The sequence below is a fragment of the Lactobacillus amylolyticus DSM 11664 genome (genome assembly GCF_000178475.1).
GTDB lineage: Bacteria > Bacillota > Bacilli > Lactobacillales > Lactobacillaceae > Lactobacillus > Lactobacillus amylolyticus.
In genome coordinates this window covers 13,641-30,519 of the sequence record NZ_ADNY01000010.1, presented here as the reverse complement: position 1 = coordinate 30,519, position 16,879 = coordinate 13,641, and the positions used below count along the sequence as shown (strand labels likewise).

Below are 16,879 nucleotides of genomic sequence, written 5' to 3'. Positions count from 1 at the left end.
CATTTTCTCCTATATCGTCATTCCGCCGTCAACCACAATGGTTTGCCCAGTAATATAGTCATTTTGAGCCAAAAAAATAGCAGTCTTAGCTATTTCGTCGGTTTGACCCAGACGTGCTAATGGTATCTGCTTCAAAATATTCTCTTTTACACGGTCGGACAGCTTTTCCGTCATATCCGTATCGATCATGCCTGGTGCAATTGCATTAACGCGAATATGACGCAAGGCTGCTTCACGCGCTGCTGCCTTTGTAAAGCCGATCAATCCAGCTTTTGCTGCAGCATAATTTGCTTGCCCGGCATTGCCATGAATCCCAACGATACTTGTCATATTGATAATGCAGCCGCTGCGCTCACGATTCATTTTTTTGATAATTGCTTTAGTCAAGAAAAATGGGACGCGCAAGTCAAGATCAATTACTTGGTCAAAATCATCATCACGCATGCCAATCAGCATTTTGTCGCGATTAATTCCAGCATTGTTAACCAAAATATCAATTTTGCCATATAAATCCCAAGCTGTTTTTGCAAAATCTTTCAAATTGCTTTGCATTAAATCTGCGGATAAATATTGGTAATCAGCGGACAAATCAGAAAGTGCTTCTTGAAATTCGGGGTCAAGGTCTGGATGGCGACCATTGATAATTACCTTTGCTCCCTTTTTTGCGAAGGCTAACGCCATGCTTTTGCCAATTCCGCGAGTAGAGCCGGTAATCAAAACTACTTTATTTTTCAGTTTCATGTATTGCCTCAACGAATTCTTGATATTCTTTTAAATTGCCAATGCGATAGCTTTCTAAGTCGCGGTCGATTTGGTGAGCAAAACTTGATAGCGTCTTGCCTGGTCCGATTTCCAACGTTGCATCGATGTGCTCATGATCAATTAAATATTGCAGACAAGCACAAAAATGCGTTGGAACAGCTAGCTGCTTCTCCATGATTTCTTTCCAATTTCCATCAAAAGGCTTAGCCGTAGTATTTGAAATGACCATAATCTTGTTTTTGGCAAAGTCTACATTAGCTAAACGATCATGCATCTTCTTGCTGGCTTCATTAAACAAAGGAGTATGGAAGGCACCGTTAACGCGCAAGAGTAAAGCCCGTTTAGCTGCAACTTGATCATTGATTTCTTTTACTGCAGCAGCAACGGCATTCTTTTCACCACCGATGACCACTTGCTTTGGTGAGTTAAAGTTTGATAAATAAACTTGCTCTCCATCTTCTTGCAGCTTAGACAAGATTGCTTTGACTTTTGACCAATTTGGTTTGATTAAAGCAGCCATTCCGCTAGCAACTCGATCAGCGTATATTTGCATGTATTTTGCGCGATCACTAACAAGGGAGATCGTCTCTTTAAGCGAAAGTGCACTGCTAGCAAACATTGCACCGTATTCACCAAGTGAAAGCCCAACCATGCCAGCAATATTCAATTCAGGAAGATCACGCATGAGCATGCGATAAATGCCGGCTTCAAAGGATACCAAGGCAGGCTGAACGTGAACTGTTTTTTTAAGTTCATCATTTTCACTTTTGAAATCAGCTACGATATTTTGACCACTGGCACTACTTGCTTCATCAATAGTCTCTGCAAAAAGCGAATCAGCTAGTAAATCTAGACCCATCCCAGCTTTTTGCGCACCTTGACCACTAAATAGAACTGCAAACTTCATTATTTTTGCTTTTCCATTTGAGCTTGTACAAAGTCAACCAATTGACTGATTGTTTGAATTGAATCATCAGCATCCAATTCAATGTCATATTTGTCTTCAAGTTCATTTAAAATTTCAAACAAATCTAAGCTGTCAGCATCTAAATCTTCTTTGATGTTAGTGTCCATTGTAATTTTTTCTGGTTCAACATCTAATTCATCTTGAGCAATATCTTGAACATCTTTTAAAATTTCTTCTTTAGTCATAATTTAACCTTCTTTTTAAAATCTAAATATCAACGTTGCAACGGTTAGGCCTCCGCCAAAACCGCTTAAAGCAACAACATCATTTTTCTTAATAATTTTCTTTTGAATACATTCTGCTAGCAAAATTGCTTCGCTAGCCGCTGCTGTATTACCATATTCAGCAATATTAATTGGGAATTTTACAAGTGGCTGATGCAGTTTGCGTGCCACTTGTTCAATAATTCTCTTGTTAGCCTGATGCAGCAAAAAGTGATCAATCTCATCTAGATCAATTTTTGATTGAACCGCAGCTTTAATGATCGAGCTGGGAACTTGATGTGTAGCAAAACGATAGACTTCACGTCCAGCCATGGTAAAAGTCGAAAGCTGATGCTTGTTTTTCAAAAAGTCATGTTCAACTTCGCTATGCCCAGCAACAAGTTTGTCACCCAAATCGCCAAATGTTTCCAAATCCTGACCGAGCAAATGCTGCTCAGAACTATGAGTCAGAAGCACTGCCCCTGCTCCATCGCCAAATAAAACAGCTGTGCTGCGATCATGCCAGTCAAGCAATTTTGACAATACCTCTGCCCCAATCACGATTGCATTTTGCCAGCCGTTAGCTAGCATCATGCTGCGTGCAACCGCAATTCCATATGAAAAACCGGAACAAGCAGCTGAGATATCAAAGGCAACTGCATTTTTTGCCCCTAATTTTCCTTGAACGATAGCTGCCGTGCTCGGCGTCATATTATCCGGTGACATTGTGGCTACAATAATCAAATTCAAATCTTCACCAGCAACATTCGCTTTTGCAAGAGTCTTTTCTGCGGCTTTCAATGCTAAATCAGATGTATTTTCTGTATTGCTGACATGTCTTCTTTTGATGCCGGTTCGCTTGCTAATCCATTCATCAGAAGTATCCATGAACTGCGTCAACTGATCATTGCTAATTATTTGATCAGGTACGGCATAACTAGCAGCTGTGAATTCAACATCTTCCACGTTTTTCAATCCAATCTAATGTGAATTGACGAATTCTTCTAAGTTTTTAAATGCGTGATAGATTGTTTGCAAGTCATCATCATTCATGTTTTGCAAAAAGCTCTTCACCATCATGTTGTGATAAGCATGATAAGCACGACAAAGTACGCGACCTTTGTCTGTTAAAGCAAGACGAACTACTCGACGATCTTTTTTATCACGAATTCTCTCCGCATACCCTTTGCGTACTAATCGATCGACTGTTGAAGTCACTGTTGCTCGTGACAAATGGAGCTTTTCAGCCACTTGAGAAACAGTTAAATGATCATACATGGTAATTGCATCAATTGCATGCATTTCTTTAACCGTTAAATCCTTAAAGCGACTCTTTTTTAATTCTTCTTCTTCGATCCGGTTAATACCGTAATAAGTGTTGTAAAGTGCGTCATTAATTTCTTTATATAAGCGTTTCATAATCCAGTTCCTTTTAATTAGATATTCGAATATTTAGCTAAACTAAATTATAAAACAAAACTGGCTTATTTGACTGCTGCAAAGGTTAACTCGGCACTGCAAGCTAACTTATCTTTAAGATATGCTTCTGTCTTAAAACAAAATTCATCTTTATCTATTCGATTAATTTTAATTTCTAATTGATCTCCGGGTTTTACCATTTCTCTAAAACGTGCTTTTTTAATTTGGCTTAACTTTAGATCCGGATGCTTATGTTTGAACATTACTTCGCAGGTCTGCTCCATTGTTTCAATAATTAGCACCCCTGGCATAACCGGATTTCCTGGAAAGTGTCCTTGAAAAAAGCTTTGACTCATAGTTACACTGGCAAGACCAGTTAATGAATCATCATCAATTTCCGCACTATCCAGAAGAGTTAACGGCGATTTACGCCCTGTTAGCCGTTTGATTTCTACGGCATTTAGTTCCAATGATTTCACCTCTTTTATTTCGCATTGCAAATAGTTTGAATATCTAACTATTTGCTGTACAAATTATATTACATAATTTTAAATTGTCAACAAGCTGCTGGTTCGTATAGAAAATGCTGAATCCTATTAAACTGTAAATGTAAGCTTTTAAAAAATAAAAATAAAATTTTTGACTACTATTTTGATAAATCCGTTGCTCCTGCAGCCGATGGTATTAACTATATTAAAAATAACTAGCAACAAAAAAGTCCTGATGATTAGTTCATCAGAACTTTTTTTACTATTTTTGCATATTGTTTTGCCAAAAACGAATCGCATCATTGATCCAGCCTTCAGCTACCGTATCGGTTCCCAATCCGAAACCGTGACTGAGACCAGAATAAATATGAAATTCAGTTGGAATGCCTAGTTTTTCTAGATAAAACAAGCGCTGCTTCATCGTTTGCCAATTTGCAATCCAGTCATTATCGCCAACGGCAACATAAGTTGGTGCATCGAAATGATCCACGCGCATATATCCGGTGTATTCCATAATTACAATGTCGGCTTAAGGAATGTTGTCTCTTCCCGTGTAGCGTCGTAGCGTCAAGCATTGCCGCCATTCTGGCACCAGCTGAACCACCCCATAATGAGTAATGATCGCGATAAATCTCTAATTCGTCTGCATGATCATAAATAAAGGCTAATGCTCGCGCCAAGTCATTATAAGGATCATCTGGACGATAAATCAGAGCAAAAGCATTATAGCTACGTTTGCTTAATTCTAACGCATGCGGAAAACTATCATGCATTACCGCTACATAATAAAAGCCTCCGCCCGCATTATTAACGGTAAAAGGTGCACTTTTTTGCCTTTAAAGAAATATAAACCCGTATCTGCCTTTTCAGGATTAGCGGCAATTTCTTCCTTACTGTAAATTGGATAAAAAATTTGCCGCTGGTCTTGCTGCTTTTTCAAATAATTCAAAATCTCTACTGTTTTTTCAGGGTTAATATCTGAATACCAAAGATAGACTGAGGGACGAGAGATTTCTCTCAGTGTTGCATTAGCAGAAACCGAATTGAATTCTTATGTTGACAGAAAGTTGGTCTTCATTCTTAACTGGCTTGATTTTACCGATATGATTTCTGTTAAAGAAGCGAAAAAACTACTAAACTCTACTTTTAGTATCAAGTTATAGTGAGGCATTCTAATGGACGTCAGAAGTGTTGTAACCAAGAATAAAATTAAAATGGCTTTGCTTAACTGCATTAAAGAAAAACCATTAGCAAATATTTTAAACAAAGATATTATTGCGAAATCAGAAGTTAGCACCAGAACTTTTTATCATTATTATTTAGATAAAGACGAAGTTCTTAACGAAATAGAAAATGAAATTCTAGCAGGCTTGAAAAAGATAAATGATCAAGATTATCAAAATGTAACCCAAGTTTCAAGCCCACTAACCAATGAGACAAATGTCGCATTAGCCCAAAAAGAATTTAAATATCTAATCGATTATTGTGACACGGTTAAGGAAGAAGGTACGATTCTCCTTTCTTCAAATGGCGACATTAATTTTGCCAATAAAATCCGCGAATTGTCAGTTAAAGAAACCAAAAGATATCAAGTTCGTGAAATTCTCGGATTGGTGCAAGTGAAGTCGCCGGTACAATTATTATTGCTGCTCAAAAAGTAAAAAAAGAGAGTGATCAAAAATCACTCTCTTTTCTTTTATTATTAGTTTATCAATTATACAGCTTTAACAACATGTTTAGCATGATGGTTGTTCATGATTGCCCAGCTATTAAAAAAGGCCATCCCAAAACCGATGACCATCATTACACTAACAATAATTAGTGCAAGTGTTGGGCCTGCGGTAGCAAGTCTTTGACCAGCGTCAAAATTGCTTGCTTCATTCATTTGAATAATTAATCCTGAAAACAACATGGCTAAACCGGTTAAAGTTAATAAGCCATTGATAATCATTTTCGTTTTGGTGTTAATAAACTTCATTTGTAACCATGTCCTTTCTAGTATTTTAACTAAACAGCATACACTCTTGAGACATAGATTCAAATAAAAAGCACTATAAATTTAATTCATATGCCGAACGATCCGGATCTACTTCATCATTGCATTGAATAATGCCCCGATATTTAAAACCATTATGCTCGGCCAATGTTTGCATCGGAATATTTAAGCGATGAGTATCAACACGTAAATTTCTAATTCCGCGGCTAAGTTCAAGCGAAACAATATTTGAAATAAAAATCTTCGCTAAACCTTGCCCTTGATAATTAGAAGAAAAGCAAATACGGTGAGTGGTTGCGTACGGATCACGTTCATTATGCCAAGAACCATCTATTTTTTGGTAAGTTGGTTCAATGCCTTCGATGACTGCCGCATAACTTGCAATTTGATTGCCAACTACGAAAACATATCCATTTTTATTAGCAATATCTTCTTCTATCACCTTTTGATTTGGATAACCATTTTGCCACTGAGTTGAACCTGATTGTTTTAAAAAGGCTATCGCATCGTCAATACTTAACATAATATTTGATATATCATTTTTCGTTGCTAATCGCGTATATTTCTGCATTTTAACCCAACTCCAACTGTTTTCTTTCATTAAAGTAATTCCGATATGCTAAATAACCAGCAATTACCGCACCTAAACTTGTCGCTGATAAAAGCATAAAGGTAATCATAATCTGATACTTGATAGCGTAAATTGGGTTAACACCAGCAAAAATTAATCCTGACATCATCCCAGGCAAGTTGACTAATCCAACGGTTTTGGCTGAATCAATCGTCGGCTGCATTGCTGTTTTGATACTTCTTCTTAAAATAGGAAAGCATGCCGTTTTAATATCACTGCCTAATGCCAGTCTTTCAAGAATTTGTTGCTGCAAATCATGGAAACTGTCGTTTAAAGCCTTATAACAAAGACCAACCGCTACCATTTCATTTCCCGCAATCATACCGGTAATTGGAATGACTTGCATTGGCGTCGGTTTGATAGTTCCAGATAGCACCAAAATTCCTAATGTTATATAAGTCCCAACCAAAATTGCGATGACTGAATTCCATATTTTGCGCTTTGAATTTGGATCACGCTGATTGGCATTCCACGAAGCATTGAAGATGATCACTGTGGTAGAAACAATTGTCAAAATCAGATTGTTGGCATGCAGGATAAATTTCAAAATATAACCAACAATTATCAACTGAATAATTGCTCTTACAACACTAATTAAGATGTCCTTAGTTAAGCCTAACTTTTCTTTGGCACTAATAGCGATTGAAACAAGAACTAAGGCGAATGCTAAAAGAAGCGACCAATTGCTAACAGCTAATGATTTCATGCTAAGGTACCCTCTTTCGTCATCTTCATCAATTTGCTTGCAGAATGCAGCTCCTCTTGATCGTGCGTTACCTGCAAAATCGTCGTTCCTTTTTCATGACAATCATTAATTAAATGGTGAACGATTTCTTTGCTTTGATCATCTAAACCCGTTGTAACTTCATCTAGCAAAAGGATTTTTGGCATAAACAATAGATTACGAATAAGTGCCACTCTTTGCTTTTCACCACCAGATAACTCTTCTTTTTTCTTGTCCAAATATGAATGATCAAGATCAACCAACCTCAGCAATTGGTCAATTCTTGTCATATCCATATTTTGTTTACGGATTTCAAAAGGAAAAGAGAGATTATCATTGACTGTTTTTCCAAAAAGAAGAGGCTGCTGAAAGCAATATGAAACTTTTCTGCGATACTGAATTGGATCAATTTCGGCGATATCCCGATCTTGATAAAAAATCGTACCTGTCGTGGGGGAAATCAGGGATGCAACTAATTTCAAAATCGTGCTTTTACCGCAACCTGATGGGCCCGTGAGTGTTAAAAAATCGTGTTTCTTCAAAGAAAAAGAAATATTATGGAGAATTTTCTTCTTTTTAACTTTGTAAGATATATGGTCTAGTTTTAATAGCATTTTTTGTCTTCTATCTAACGATTACAATATTACCAGTTAAATTATAAACACCTTGAGTATACTCTAGCCAATATTTAATGAAATAAAGTAAAACAGTAGGTTAAAATACTTACTGCTTTATACTTTATTTAAAATCACAAGCCTCAATATGATCATTAATCAATCCAACTGCTTGTAAGAAGGAATAAACAGTTGTTGGTCCAACGAACTTAAAGCCAGCTTTTTTCATCGTTTTCGAAATTTGAGTTGATAATTCATCTTTGGCGGGCATATCAATTTCAGCCTTAAAATGATGATCAATTGGCTTAGGAATAAATTCAGTTAAAAAAGCGGCAAAATTTTTACCTTCTTGATGCCATTTAACAAGAACTTGTGCATTGTTAATCGCCGCATTAATCTTCAGCCTATTGCGGATAATTCCTGCATCCTGCATCAATCTTTGAAAATCATCATCATTAAATTGGACCACTTTATTTACATCAAATTCCGCAAAATCTTTTCTAAAATTTTCCCGCTTGTGCAGAATCGTCGACCACGATAATCCTGACTGAAAACTTTCTAAGACCAGCATCTCATATAAATATTTTTCATTTAGGTTGAGCTTTCCCCATTCCTGATCGTGATAGTTACGATACAGCAAATCATCAGTATTACCCCAAGAGCAGCGTTTTACCATTTATTTTCTCCTTTATTTTGATGATTTAATTATAAGACAAAAAGCAGGCATCCCCTCGAATGTCTGCTTCAGTATCTTTTTTCTACAAATCTATTTTATGGCGAAACCTATCTTTTTGACCAGACTAGTGCTTTTTAACTGCTTCATTTAATTTTTCTTCGTTAATCAAATACAAAATAATAATGAATGGAATTAAAACCAACATAATGGGATAAAACCAGCTTAATGGTAAGTAGTCGGCAATAAGGCCGCCAAAAAAAGACTTTTAAGAGAAATTCTAATAATGAACAAGACAATCGCATAAATTAAGAAGTAAGAACCGATGGCAATATGCAAATGTCTTTCTGCTACACAAGAAACGATATCTGCTTGAGTAGCAAAGTAAGGAATTGACATTAAACAAATAATTGCAGCTACCGGCAAAGCATCTTTTTGAATAATCTTAAGGGAATGCTTGTTATTCTTTACGTTAACAACGGGTTTGGCGCGATTGCCAATAAATTGAATTAAAATTATCATCAGCAAATTGGCAGCAGCTGATAAGCACAAGGTCATTCGATAGCCAATTATCTGATAGACGTTAATAGAAACAAATGGAGCCAAGTAGCCATGCAGACAGTACACAAGACAAAACCAGAACCATTAATTAAACGAAATAGCATCAATAAGTTGGGATTTGGAGAAAAAACATAACCTAAAATACCTATTAAACTCAAGACTCCGCCAATAAAAGTTAAGGTATATTTAGAAATTCGATCAGTTAAATTACCCGCAACCGTGTCAGCGTTTACTGTTTGGGCACCCAAACTTGCGAAACTTAATGCTACAACAACGCTGGAAACAATCTTAACTAACTTTCTCATTTTAAATACCTCTATATCTATTAATCATTTATATCAATTTATCTCTTGGGATCCTATCCCTCTTGACGCTTTTATTATATAACATAAGTTATTTTATGTAAGGGCATTTTTGAAAAAGTCTTATTAGATACAAAAGATCCCTGACAATGCCTGTCAGGGATCTTGTAATTATTTAGAGAACATTCTTGATATCTTCTACAATTTGATCAACTGTTAAATGATTATCTTTATAGATTTGTTCGAGTGGAATTTGATCAGTATAAACGCGTTTTTGTCCAAAGTTTAATACCTTGGTCTTAGCTCCTAGGTAACTAGCAACTTTTTCACCAAAACCACCATCAAGAGAATTATCTTCAAAAGTTACGATAACCTCATGATCAGCTGCTAATTGATCCAAAGTGTTCATATCTAAAATATTGGCGGAAACAGGATTTACTAAGGTAGCACCAAGCTTGTCGGCAACTTTTTCACCTAAACTATAGAAATCACCCAAAGCAAGAATTGCAACATCTTTGCCTTTCTTAACTTGGTATTTAATTTCATCATAATTTGCTTCAACTTGTTTGCCTTCAGGCACTGCTTTTGTCGGCATTTTAATTGCAACCGGATGCTTGCGCTGCTTAATTGCCCATTCCATCATAGCCTTTTCTTCATTTAAAGTTGTTGGGGCTAAATAAATCCAGTTTGGCAAATTGGAAATCATGACTTGATCGAATATTCCTAAGTGGGTCTTGGAAGTACCAGAAATTCCACCGCCGGCAACCATCATGACAACAGGCAAATCGTTGGCAGCAACATCGTGTGATAATTGGTCAAACGCACGTTGTAAGAAGGTTGAGTTCTCAAATAAAACAGGGGTTGCTCCTTCTTTAGCAGCACCAGCAGCAAAGCCAACAGACTCTTGTTCCGCAATTCCAACATCAGTGTAGTGATCAGGATATTCGTTTTTGATCTTATCAAGGCCAAAAACACCTGGAATAGCGGCATTGATGGCCATAATATTTTCACCACTATTAATATGTTTAATTACTTCGTCAAGGGCAACTGAATTTGCAGTTGGTCCCTCTGGCGCAGGACTTGTTGGCTTATCAGTTTTCAAGTCAAATGGCATTACCCAGTGGTGCGCTTCTTCGTTATCGATTGCAGGTTGATAGCCCTTACCCTTCAAGGTATTAATATGAAGCAAAATTGGATGATCAACATCTTTAACAGCTTTGAAAGCATCAATCATATCCTTGATATTGTTGCCATCTGCGACATAGCGGTAGTCAAAGCCCATTGCAGTGAACGGATTTTCTTTGGTTTCACCATTAGAATCGCGCAATTTCTTTAAAGCGGTAACCAAACCACCAACGTTTTTATCGATGGACATTTGGTTGTCATTAACCACAACGACAAGATTGTGTTTTTCAATGGCGGCGTTGTTCAAGCCTTCGTATGCCATACCACCTGTCATTGAGCCATCACCGATTAATGCCATAATATTTTCATGCTTGCCCATTAAATCGCGCGCTTTTGCCATTCCTGTAGCAAGCGAAATTGAAGTTGAAGTATGACCAACAGCATAGTAATCATATGGGCTTTCGTCAGGATTGCTGTATGGTGTTACATCTTGATAATGATCAGGATCAAGCCAAGCAAGGGCCCTGCCTGTCAACATCTTGTGCGGATAAGTTTGGTGAGAAACATCCCAAATGATCTTATCTTTTGGTGCGTCGAAGACGTAATGATAAGCAATGGTAGCTTCAACAATTCCCAAGTCTGGTCCAAGGTGTCCACCTTCAGCAGCATCTTTTTCAAGAATCAAAGTTCGAATTTCTTTAGCCAGTTGATTCATTTGATCAAGATTTAACTTTTTCAAATCTTTTGGACCATTGATTTTGTTTAATAAAAAGTCTGGATGTTGATTCATAAATGGCTCCTTTCAACTATTTTTCTTTTCAGTTACTTATTTTAAATCAGAAAGATTTGAAGAGAAAATATTTAGATTATAGGCAAGACCATAACTTTTAGTTATTTATGGCAATTTATGTCCTGCAGCCATGTATAAGTCATACCATTCTTGACGAGTCAGTTTGATATCAGCACCCTTTGCGGAATCCGCAATATGTGCAGGTGTCATTGTTCCCATGATCATTTGTACTTGACCAGGCCATGCCAAAATCCAAGCGGCAGCAATTGCATTTTTACCTACTCGATATTTATTAGCTAAGTTTTCTAATTCATCATTTAATTCTGGGAATTTAGGATTATTAATGAAGGTACCTTCGAATTGACCATATTGGAATGGTGACCAAGCTTGCAGAGTAACATGCTTTCTTCTTAAGAATTCCATCAAGCCTTGGGCATGGTTTGCATCAACTGTTCCTGTCACATTGGTATTAAAACCAGTGTCAATCATCCCTGTGTGCATCAATCCAAATTGCAATTGGTCAAACATTAAAGGTTGGCTCACAACATCTTGCATCATCTTGAATTGTTCAACATTGAAGTTAGAAACACCGAAGAATCTTACTTTACCCTCTGCTTGCAAAATATCAAATGCTTCTTTGACTCCTTCCAAATCCATCAAAAAATCAGGACGGTGAAGAAGCAATGAATCAAGGTAATCTATATCCATTCTATCCAAGACGCCATCAACAGCATTCAAAATATAGTCTTTAGTAAACTCATATCTGCCACCAAAAACTCTTGAGCCATGGCTTCTTTCTGGACTTACAACAATTCCAACCTTTGATTGGATAAAAAGATCTTCGCGGTTAACCTTGCTTAATTTCAATGCTTGATCAAAAACCTCTTCCGACTTGCCTTGGCCATAAATGTCAGCAGAATCGATAAAATTAATGCCATTTTCGTAAGCAGTATCAATAGCTGCGGCAGCTTCTTCTGGGGTTTTATCACACATCCGCATGATACCCAAACCCATAGCAGAAATATTTAAAGTAGTTTTTCCTAATTTTGTTTCTTTCATAATAAAAGCCTTTCATAATATACTTGTTATTCTTTACACTTCAAATAATACAAGTACTATGAAAGTTTGTGAAGACGGCACTTTTTTGTTCCCAGGGAACATGTGAGTACCCTCTTATTCTTTTTTCCAGTCACCTAAATTATCATCATCAAACCAGTTTTGCAATTGATAAACGGTTCAAATCACGAATAATACTTTTCACCTGACTTCTTTTTATAAATTATAACATTATGCATTCGATGCCTTTTTATTTATGAAAAATAGTTCAGCTCTAACAAATCAATAGAACTGAACTATTTTTCATATTTAATATTACTTAATTAAGTTTAAGCCTTGCAGCCAATTTCTTAAACCAGTGTTGCTGCCAGTATATCTGTATCCGTTCAATACTGTTGCATTGTATGGTTGAGCCATTTGACGAATGTAAAGCATTGGAGTAGACATGCTAGTAGTAAATGGGACAATTGTCTTACCACGGAAGTTATAGCGATCAAACAAAGTGTGAATGATCATTAGTGGTTGCATCCACCAGGTTGGAAAGTCAATGTAAATGTGCTTGTAACGCTTGATACTTGGCAACTTGGTTTTAATTGCTGGGTGAATGTTTTGTTGAATTTGACGTTGGGCCACACGAGTAGTTTCGTCATAATCATTAGGATAAGGTATCTTCGGTGTGATTCTTAAAATTCTTGCATCTGTCTCCTTTTGAATTCTTTTAGCAGCACGTTCAGTATTACCAGTTTTTGAAAATTAAATTACCAAACTGCTTGATGATTTCTTTGCTGCTTGAACTTGATTTGGACTCTTGCCAAAACTAAATAATGAAGCAGCAGCTAGCACTCCTAAACCTGCTACCAAAAACTTTTTAAAAGTTTTGTGTTTCATAAGTTTTCGCTCCTTTTTTGTTTTCCTTCATCCGATTACATAGTTAGTATATGGTGGATTTTATCTAGAATAAATTAGAAAAAGAGCATGGAGCTATACGCAGAATGTACAGCAATTTTTAATCTTCGACTGCAGGTCTAACGGCTAATTCAGAAACATCAACAGTGTCTGGTTGAGAAACTGCATAAAGAACTGCATTTACAATTGTCATAAAATTTTTTACAACGGAATTTAACAATTCGGTTTGCTAGTCTTTTTAATTAACTTAAGCCCAAAATAAAGGCATGATTCTCACGAACCATGCCTTTGTTATGAAGGTAATTATGATAAAGACTCATAGATGAAAGATACATTATTTCTTTACGGTAAGCTATCTTCCAATCGTCTGATGGTTGGTGAAGGAAAAGCAAATCAATGTAGTCGAGGCCTAAACGGTCAAGTGCAGAATCAACAGCGTTTGGATCACCATATGAAGAAGGCCAAAGTTTCGTGCTGACAAAAAGATCTTCATGTTTGACGCCTGCCTTCTTCTGTTTTTACGTCATTTTATCTCCTTTAACCTTCAAGCGCTTACAGTGTAAAATAATAGACCTTTGTTAAACGCTTTCAACACAAAAATCATTGTTATCGGTAACAAAATAAGCAGCCAAAAGAGGCGCTCAAGCCTTCTCCTGACTGCTTTTTATATATTAATTCTGATTAATACTTAATTGGTTGATAACCGTGATTAATTGCATCTGCCTTAAGATTCTTAACTTCATCATCGTTTTGAGCAGAAACATCTTCAACTGGAGCTACACCACGATCTTCTGTTTCATCTCCAGCTTCAATGCTAGGAACTTCTTGATCGTTTAAACCTTCGTCTTTGTGTTTATCAAGAACTCCTTTTACTACAGCACAAGCTGCCAAAGCAAGAGTGCCAATTCCAGCACCTAAGATCCATTTGTTCTTTTTCATAATATTTGCACCTCTTTTAAATCACTTTCATTAATCACATTATAAGACATTTATAGTAGCAAATACCACTCTTATCACCAAAGAATCTGATTATTTAAGTAAAAATTTACAATTGCCTTTTGTCTGCATTTCATGAAAGTTTTCGTATGAAATAGAAATCATATCTTCGAGTGCTGGTTTAGTAAATGAACCCATATGCGGTGTCATCAAAACTTTAGGATAAAGACTCATTAATTCTCTAACTGCCGCATCAGGTTCCTGTCCGATTGACTCAAACTTTTTGCCAACGAGGTGCTTTTCATCAACAATTACATCGCCGCCATAGCCCGCAATTTCGCCACTTCTAATCGCATCAGCGATTGCTTGGGTATCAGCTAGTTCGCCACGCGCGGTATTAACCAAATAAGCCGATGTTTTCATCTTTTTAAGAAAATATGACACATGAACAGAGACAACATCGCTCTTTTGGAGCAATTCATCCTGAGAGACAAAATTAACGTACTGCTTAGCATGATCAGATGGAAATGGATCATATGCAAGTACCCAATTCCGTCCCATAATTTAGCTTCTGCGACACCGATTTTGCCAGCGCCGAAGATACCGATTGTTAGACGATTAAATTCTGTCGCAAAATATTGGGGATGCATTATGAAATCGCCCAAATGTACCTCATAACTAGCTTCAGCAACATGGTGTACCAGATTCTCACCCAAAGTAAAGGCCAGATTTGCTACAGCAAACGGTGAATAATTAGGAACACGTGCAATGGAAATGCCAAGTTTCTTGGCCGCTTGCAGATCAAAATGGTTGTAGCCTACAGTTCTGGTGAAGACCCAATTTATACCGTAAGACTTGAATTTCTTCAAATTCTCAGCATCACACAGACAATTTCCCCGTATGAGAACGGCATCGCAATCTTGCGCCATTTCCGCATCATCTCGGGTTAAATATTCTTCGATTAATTTCAATTGGTAGTTTTATTTTATTTAAATTTTCAAAATATGGTTTTTCCAATGGTCGAACGCCATAACATGCTATTTTCATAATTAGAACTCTTTTCTTAAGTGTGTATTTAAGACTTTAATTCTATTTTATTGCTTTACAATAGCATATAGTAACGTATTTCAACACATATATTATATTTTTACTATTTTATCTGGTTATAAATTTAATTGACAAATCATATATTTTTAACTATTGATTTTATCAAATTCTAAAACGCATTAAGGAGGTCTTATTATGACTAAAACAAAATTATCAGATCTTGATTGGAATAACTTAGGCTTTCATTACCATGACTTGCCCTATCGCTGGACTGATACTTTTAAGGACGGAAAATGGCAAGGCGGTCATTTGACCCAAGATTCTACTTTAACTTTTAACGAGGCGGCCGAAGAGCTGCACTATGGCCAAGAAGTATTCGAAGGCCTTAAAGCTTATCGCAGAAAAGACGGCGGCGTTAACTTGTTCCGTCCAGACCAAAACGCCAAACGAATGGTGAATTCCGCTAAGAGATTGTTGATGGAACCTTATCCAGAAGAAGAATTTTTGAAAGCAGTCAAAGCTGTCGTTAAGGCCAACCAAGAATTCATTCCGCCTTATGGAACAGGAGCAACTTTGTATATTCGTCCATTCATGATGGGTGTTTCACCTTTGACAGGTGTAGCTCCTGCCGAAAATTATATTTTCCGTGTTTATGCAACGCCAGTTGGTTCCTATGTTAAAGGCTTGAAGCCAATGCCTTACACAGTAAGCGAATACGACCGTGCCGCTCCATTTGGAACTGGTCAAGCCAAGACGGCCGGCAACTATGCGGGAAGTTTGTTGCCTTCTCTTTTAGCTAAAAAAGAAGGCTTCGCTGATTGTTTGTATTTGGATCCAGCTCAGCACAAGTACATTGATGAATTTGGTGGTGCTAACTTCTATGGCATTACTAAGGATGGTCAATTCCAAACTCCAAAATCTGATTCAATTTTGCCTTCAATCACGAAATACTCAATTTTGAAGGTAGCCAAAGACCTTGGGATGAATCCAATTGAAACCAAGATTCCAGTAGATGAAGTAGATAAATTCGAAGAAGCTGGTGCGATGGGGACAGCCGCAGTTATTTCACCAGTTGGTTCTTTAACTTATAAGGGTAAAAAGCATATCTTCCACAGTGAAACGGAAGCTGGTCCATTGACTCAAAAGCTTTATAACACTCTATTTGGAATTCAAGTTGGGGATTTGCCTGACAAATATGGTTGGACCGTTCAACTTGATTTGGATTAATACTAAAATTAAAAAAATAAACGCCTTAGCATAAGCTAAGACGTTTTTTGGTTAAATTCTTTAAAACATACTTTAATGTTTTCCATTTTTAGGCATTTTTATAAAGTATGTTTTATAAAAATTAATATGGATAATTATTCAACCGATCTTTTTCGGTTATTTTTCTAACCACTCTGCCTGGCACGCCAACAACCAAAGAATTATCCGGTACATCTTTAGTAACCAAGGCACCTGCGCCAATAACGCAGCCATTGCCAATCGTTACTCCTGGACAAACAGTTATGTTGCTTGCAAGCCAGCAGTTATCGCCAATCGTAATCGGCGCACCATATTCAACAGTATCGACCTTACCATCAGCTTGCATTCTTGGATTGCGTTGTTGATACATCAAGGGATGGAGTGGTGTAATTAAGGAAACATTCGGACCACACATCACATTCTTTCATCTTTTC

General features: G+C 36.9%; 20 protein-coding genes and 5 pseudogenes. 2 read left to right on the top strand and 23 right to left on the bottom strand.

Annotated elements, in window-relative coordinates:
• Window positions 1-9: 9 nt before the first annotated feature.
• From HMPREF0493_RS00960 to HMPREF0493_RS09315, 8 genes and pseudogenes are all read right to left on the bottom strand, one after another.
• Complete coding sequence (locus HMPREF0493_RS00960) at window positions 10-741, bottom strand: 3-oxoacyl-ACP reductase family protein (RefSeq protein WP_006351370.1); 732 nt, start codon at window positions 739-741, stop codon at window positions 10-12.
• A complete protein-coding gene (locus tag HMPREF0493_RS00955) occupies window positions 725-1,669 on the bottom strand; it encodes an ACP S-malonyltransferase (RefSeq protein WP_006351369.1) in 945 nt (314 codons plus the stop codon). Before HMPREF0493_RS00955 ends, HMPREF0493_RS00960 begins: the two co-directional genes overlap by 17 nt.
• Window positions 1,669-1,914 carry an acyl carrier protein gene (locus tag HMPREF0493_RS00950; RefSeq protein ID WP_006351368.1) on the bottom strand — a complete coding sequence of 82 codons (246 nt, stop codon included), beginning with the start codon at window positions 1,912-1,914 and terminating at the stop codon, window positions 1,669-1,671. Before HMPREF0493_RS00950 ends, HMPREF0493_RS00955 begins: the two co-directional genes overlap by 1 nt.
• A 15-nt stretch (window positions 1,915-1,929) precedes the next feature.
• Window positions 1,930-2,898, bottom strand: coding sequence for a beta-ketoacyl-ACP synthase III (locus HMPREF0493_RS00945; protein WP_006351367.1), 969 nt, complete (start codon window positions 2,896-2,898; stop codon window positions 1,930-1,932).
• Window positions 2,899-2,913: 15 nt separating this feature from the next.
• Entirely contained in the window at window positions 2,914-3,351 is a 438-nt protein-coding gene (locus tag HMPREF0493_RS00940) for a MarR family winged helix-turn-helix transcriptional regulator (RefSeq protein ID WP_006351366.1), read from the bottom strand.
• A gap of 65 nt (window positions 3,352-3,416) precedes the next feature.
• Window positions 3,417-3,821, bottom strand: coding sequence for an ApeI family dehydratase (locus tag HMPREF0493_RS00935; protein ID WP_040456768.1), 405 nt, complete (start codon window positions 3,819-3,821; stop codon window positions 3,417-3,419).
• 280 nt (window positions 3,822-4,101) lie between these two features.
• The gene (locus HMPREF0493_RS08010) at window positions 4,102-4,353 is read right to left on the bottom strand and encodes an alpha/beta hydrolase family protein (RefSeq protein ID WP_006351364.1); all 252 of its coding nucleotides are present in this window, start codon (window positions 4,351-4,353) and stop codon (window positions 4,102-4,104) included.
• Window positions 4,286-4,648 (bottom strand): annotated as a pseudogene (locus HMPREF0493_RS09315) (alpha/beta hydrolase); the annotation flags it as partial. The pseudogene HMPREF0493_RS09315 and the gene HMPREF0493_RS08010, both read right to left, overlap by 68 nt.
• Window positions 4,649-5,014: 366 nt before the next feature.
• Between HMPREF0493_RS09315 and HMPREF0493_RS00925 the strand changes: the two are divergent.
• Window positions 5,015-5,500 (top strand): TetR/AcrR family transcriptional regulator, encoded by a 486-nt coding sequence (locus tag HMPREF0493_RS00925; RefSeq protein ID WP_006351361.1) that lies wholly within the window; start codon window positions 5,015-5,017, stop codon window positions 5,498-5,500.
• A 53-nt stretch (window positions 5,501-5,553) separates the two neighbouring features.
• Here HMPREF0493_RS00925 and HMPREF0493_RS00920 read toward each other — a convergent pair whose 3' ends face one another.
• The 14 genes and pseudogenes from HMPREF0493_RS00920 to HMPREF0493_RS00870 all read right to left on the bottom strand — a co-directional run bounded on the left by HMPREF0493_RS00920 (window position 5,554) and on the right by HMPREF0493_RS00870 (window position 15,200).
• Complete coding sequence (locus HMPREF0493_RS00920; protein ID WP_006351360.1) at window positions 5,554-5,817, bottom strand: hypothetical protein; 264 nt, start codon at window positions 5,815-5,817, stop codon at window positions 5,554-5,556.
• A gap of 73 nt (window positions 5,818-5,890) precedes the next feature.
• Window positions 5,891-6,406, bottom strand: coding sequence for a GNAT family N-acetyltransferase (locus HMPREF0493_RS00915; RefSeq protein ID WP_040456766.1), 516 nt, complete (start codon window positions 6,404-6,406; stop codon window positions 5,891-5,893).
• Between the two features lies 1 nt (window position 6,407).
• Window positions 6,408-7,172: an ABC transporter permease gene (locus tag HMPREF0493_RS00910; RefSeq protein WP_006351358.1), complete on the bottom strand. Its 765-nt coding sequence runs from the start codon at window positions 7,170-7,172 to the stop codon at window positions 6,408-6,410.
• Window positions 7,169-7,804, bottom strand: coding sequence for an ABC transporter ATP-binding protein (locus HMPREF0493_RS00905; protein ID WP_006351357.1), 636 nt, complete (start codon window positions 7,802-7,804; stop codon window positions 7,169-7,171). Before HMPREF0493_RS00905 ends, HMPREF0493_RS00910 begins: the two co-directional genes overlap by 4 nt.
• Before the next feature lie 124 nt (window positions 7,805-7,928).
• Entirely contained in the window at window positions 7,929-8,480 is a 552-nt protein-coding gene (locus HMPREF0493_RS00900; protein WP_006351356.1) for a DNA-3-methyladenine glycosylase I, read from the bottom strand.
• Between the two features lie 222 nt (window positions 8,481-8,702).
• Window positions 8,703-9,083, bottom strand: coding sequence for an MFS transporter (locus HMPREF0493_RS08005; protein WP_153188379.1), 381 nt, complete (start codon window positions 9,081-9,083; stop codon window positions 8,703-8,705).
• Window positions 9,047-9,343, bottom strand: coding sequence for a hypothetical protein (locus HMPREF0493_RS08000; protein ID WP_006351354.1), 297 nt, complete (start codon window positions 9,341-9,343; stop codon window positions 9,047-9,049). The genes HMPREF0493_RS08005 and HMPREF0493_RS08000 overlap by 37 nt, the downstream gene beginning before the upstream one ends.
• A 172-nt stretch (window positions 9,344-9,515) precedes the next feature.
• Window positions 9,516-11,255 carry a 1-deoxy-D-xylulose-5-phosphate synthase gene (locus HMPREF0493_RS00890; protein WP_006351353.1) on the bottom strand — a complete coding sequence of 580 codons (1,740 nt, stop codon included), beginning with the start codon at window positions 11,253-11,255 and terminating at the stop codon, window positions 9,516-9,518.
• Window positions 11,256-11,360: 105 nt separating this feature from the next.
• Window positions 11,361-12,314, bottom strand: a complete 954-nt coding sequence (locus HMPREF0493_RS00885) for an aldo/keto reductase (RefSeq protein ID WP_006351352.1) — start codon at window positions 12,312-12,314, stop codon at window positions 11,361-11,363.
• A gap of 312 nt (window positions 12,315-12,626) precedes the next feature.
• Window positions 12,627-13,052: pseudogene (locus HMPREF0493_RS07995) on the bottom strand (flavodoxin); the annotation flags it as partial.
• Window positions 13,053-13,064: 12 nt separating this feature from the next.
• Window positions 13,065-13,199, bottom strand: a complete 135-nt coding sequence (locus HMPREF0493_RS09165; RefSeq protein WP_006351350.1) for a hypothetical protein — start codon at window positions 13,197-13,199, stop codon at window positions 13,065-13,067.
• A 260-nt stretch (window positions 13,200-13,459) separates the two neighbouring features.
• Window positions 13,460-13,711 (bottom strand): annotated as a pseudogene (locus HMPREF0493_RS08905) (aldo/keto reductase); the annotation flags it as partial.
• A gap of 187 nt (window positions 13,712-13,898) precedes the next feature.
• Window positions 13,899-14,156 (bottom strand): hypothetical protein, encoded by a 258-nt coding sequence (locus HMPREF0493_RS00875; protein WP_006351348.1) that lies wholly within the window; start codon window positions 14,154-14,156, stop codon window positions 13,899-13,901.
• Between the two features lie 90 nt (window positions 14,157-14,246).
• Window positions 14,247-15,200 (bottom strand): annotated as a pseudogene (locus HMPREF0493_RS00870) (NAD(P)-dependent oxidoreductase).
• 195 nt (window positions 15,201-15,395) lie between these two features.
• Between HMPREF0493_RS00870 and HMPREF0493_RS00865 the strand changes: the two are divergent.
• Window positions 15,396-16,427, top strand: a complete 1,032-nt coding sequence (locus HMPREF0493_RS00865) for a branched-chain amino acid aminotransferase (protein ID WP_006351345.1) — start codon at window positions 15,396-15,398, stop codon at window positions 16,425-16,427.
• A 121-nt stretch (window positions 16,428-16,548) separates the two neighbouring features.
• On the opposite strand, the pseudogene HMPREF0493_RS00860 reads toward HMPREF0493_RS00865, so the two are convergent.
• Window positions 16,549-16,866 (bottom strand): annotated as a pseudogene (locus HMPREF0493_RS00860) (DapH/DapD/GlmU-related protein); the annotation flags it as partial.
• Window positions 16,867-16,879 lie beyond the last annotated feature (13 nt).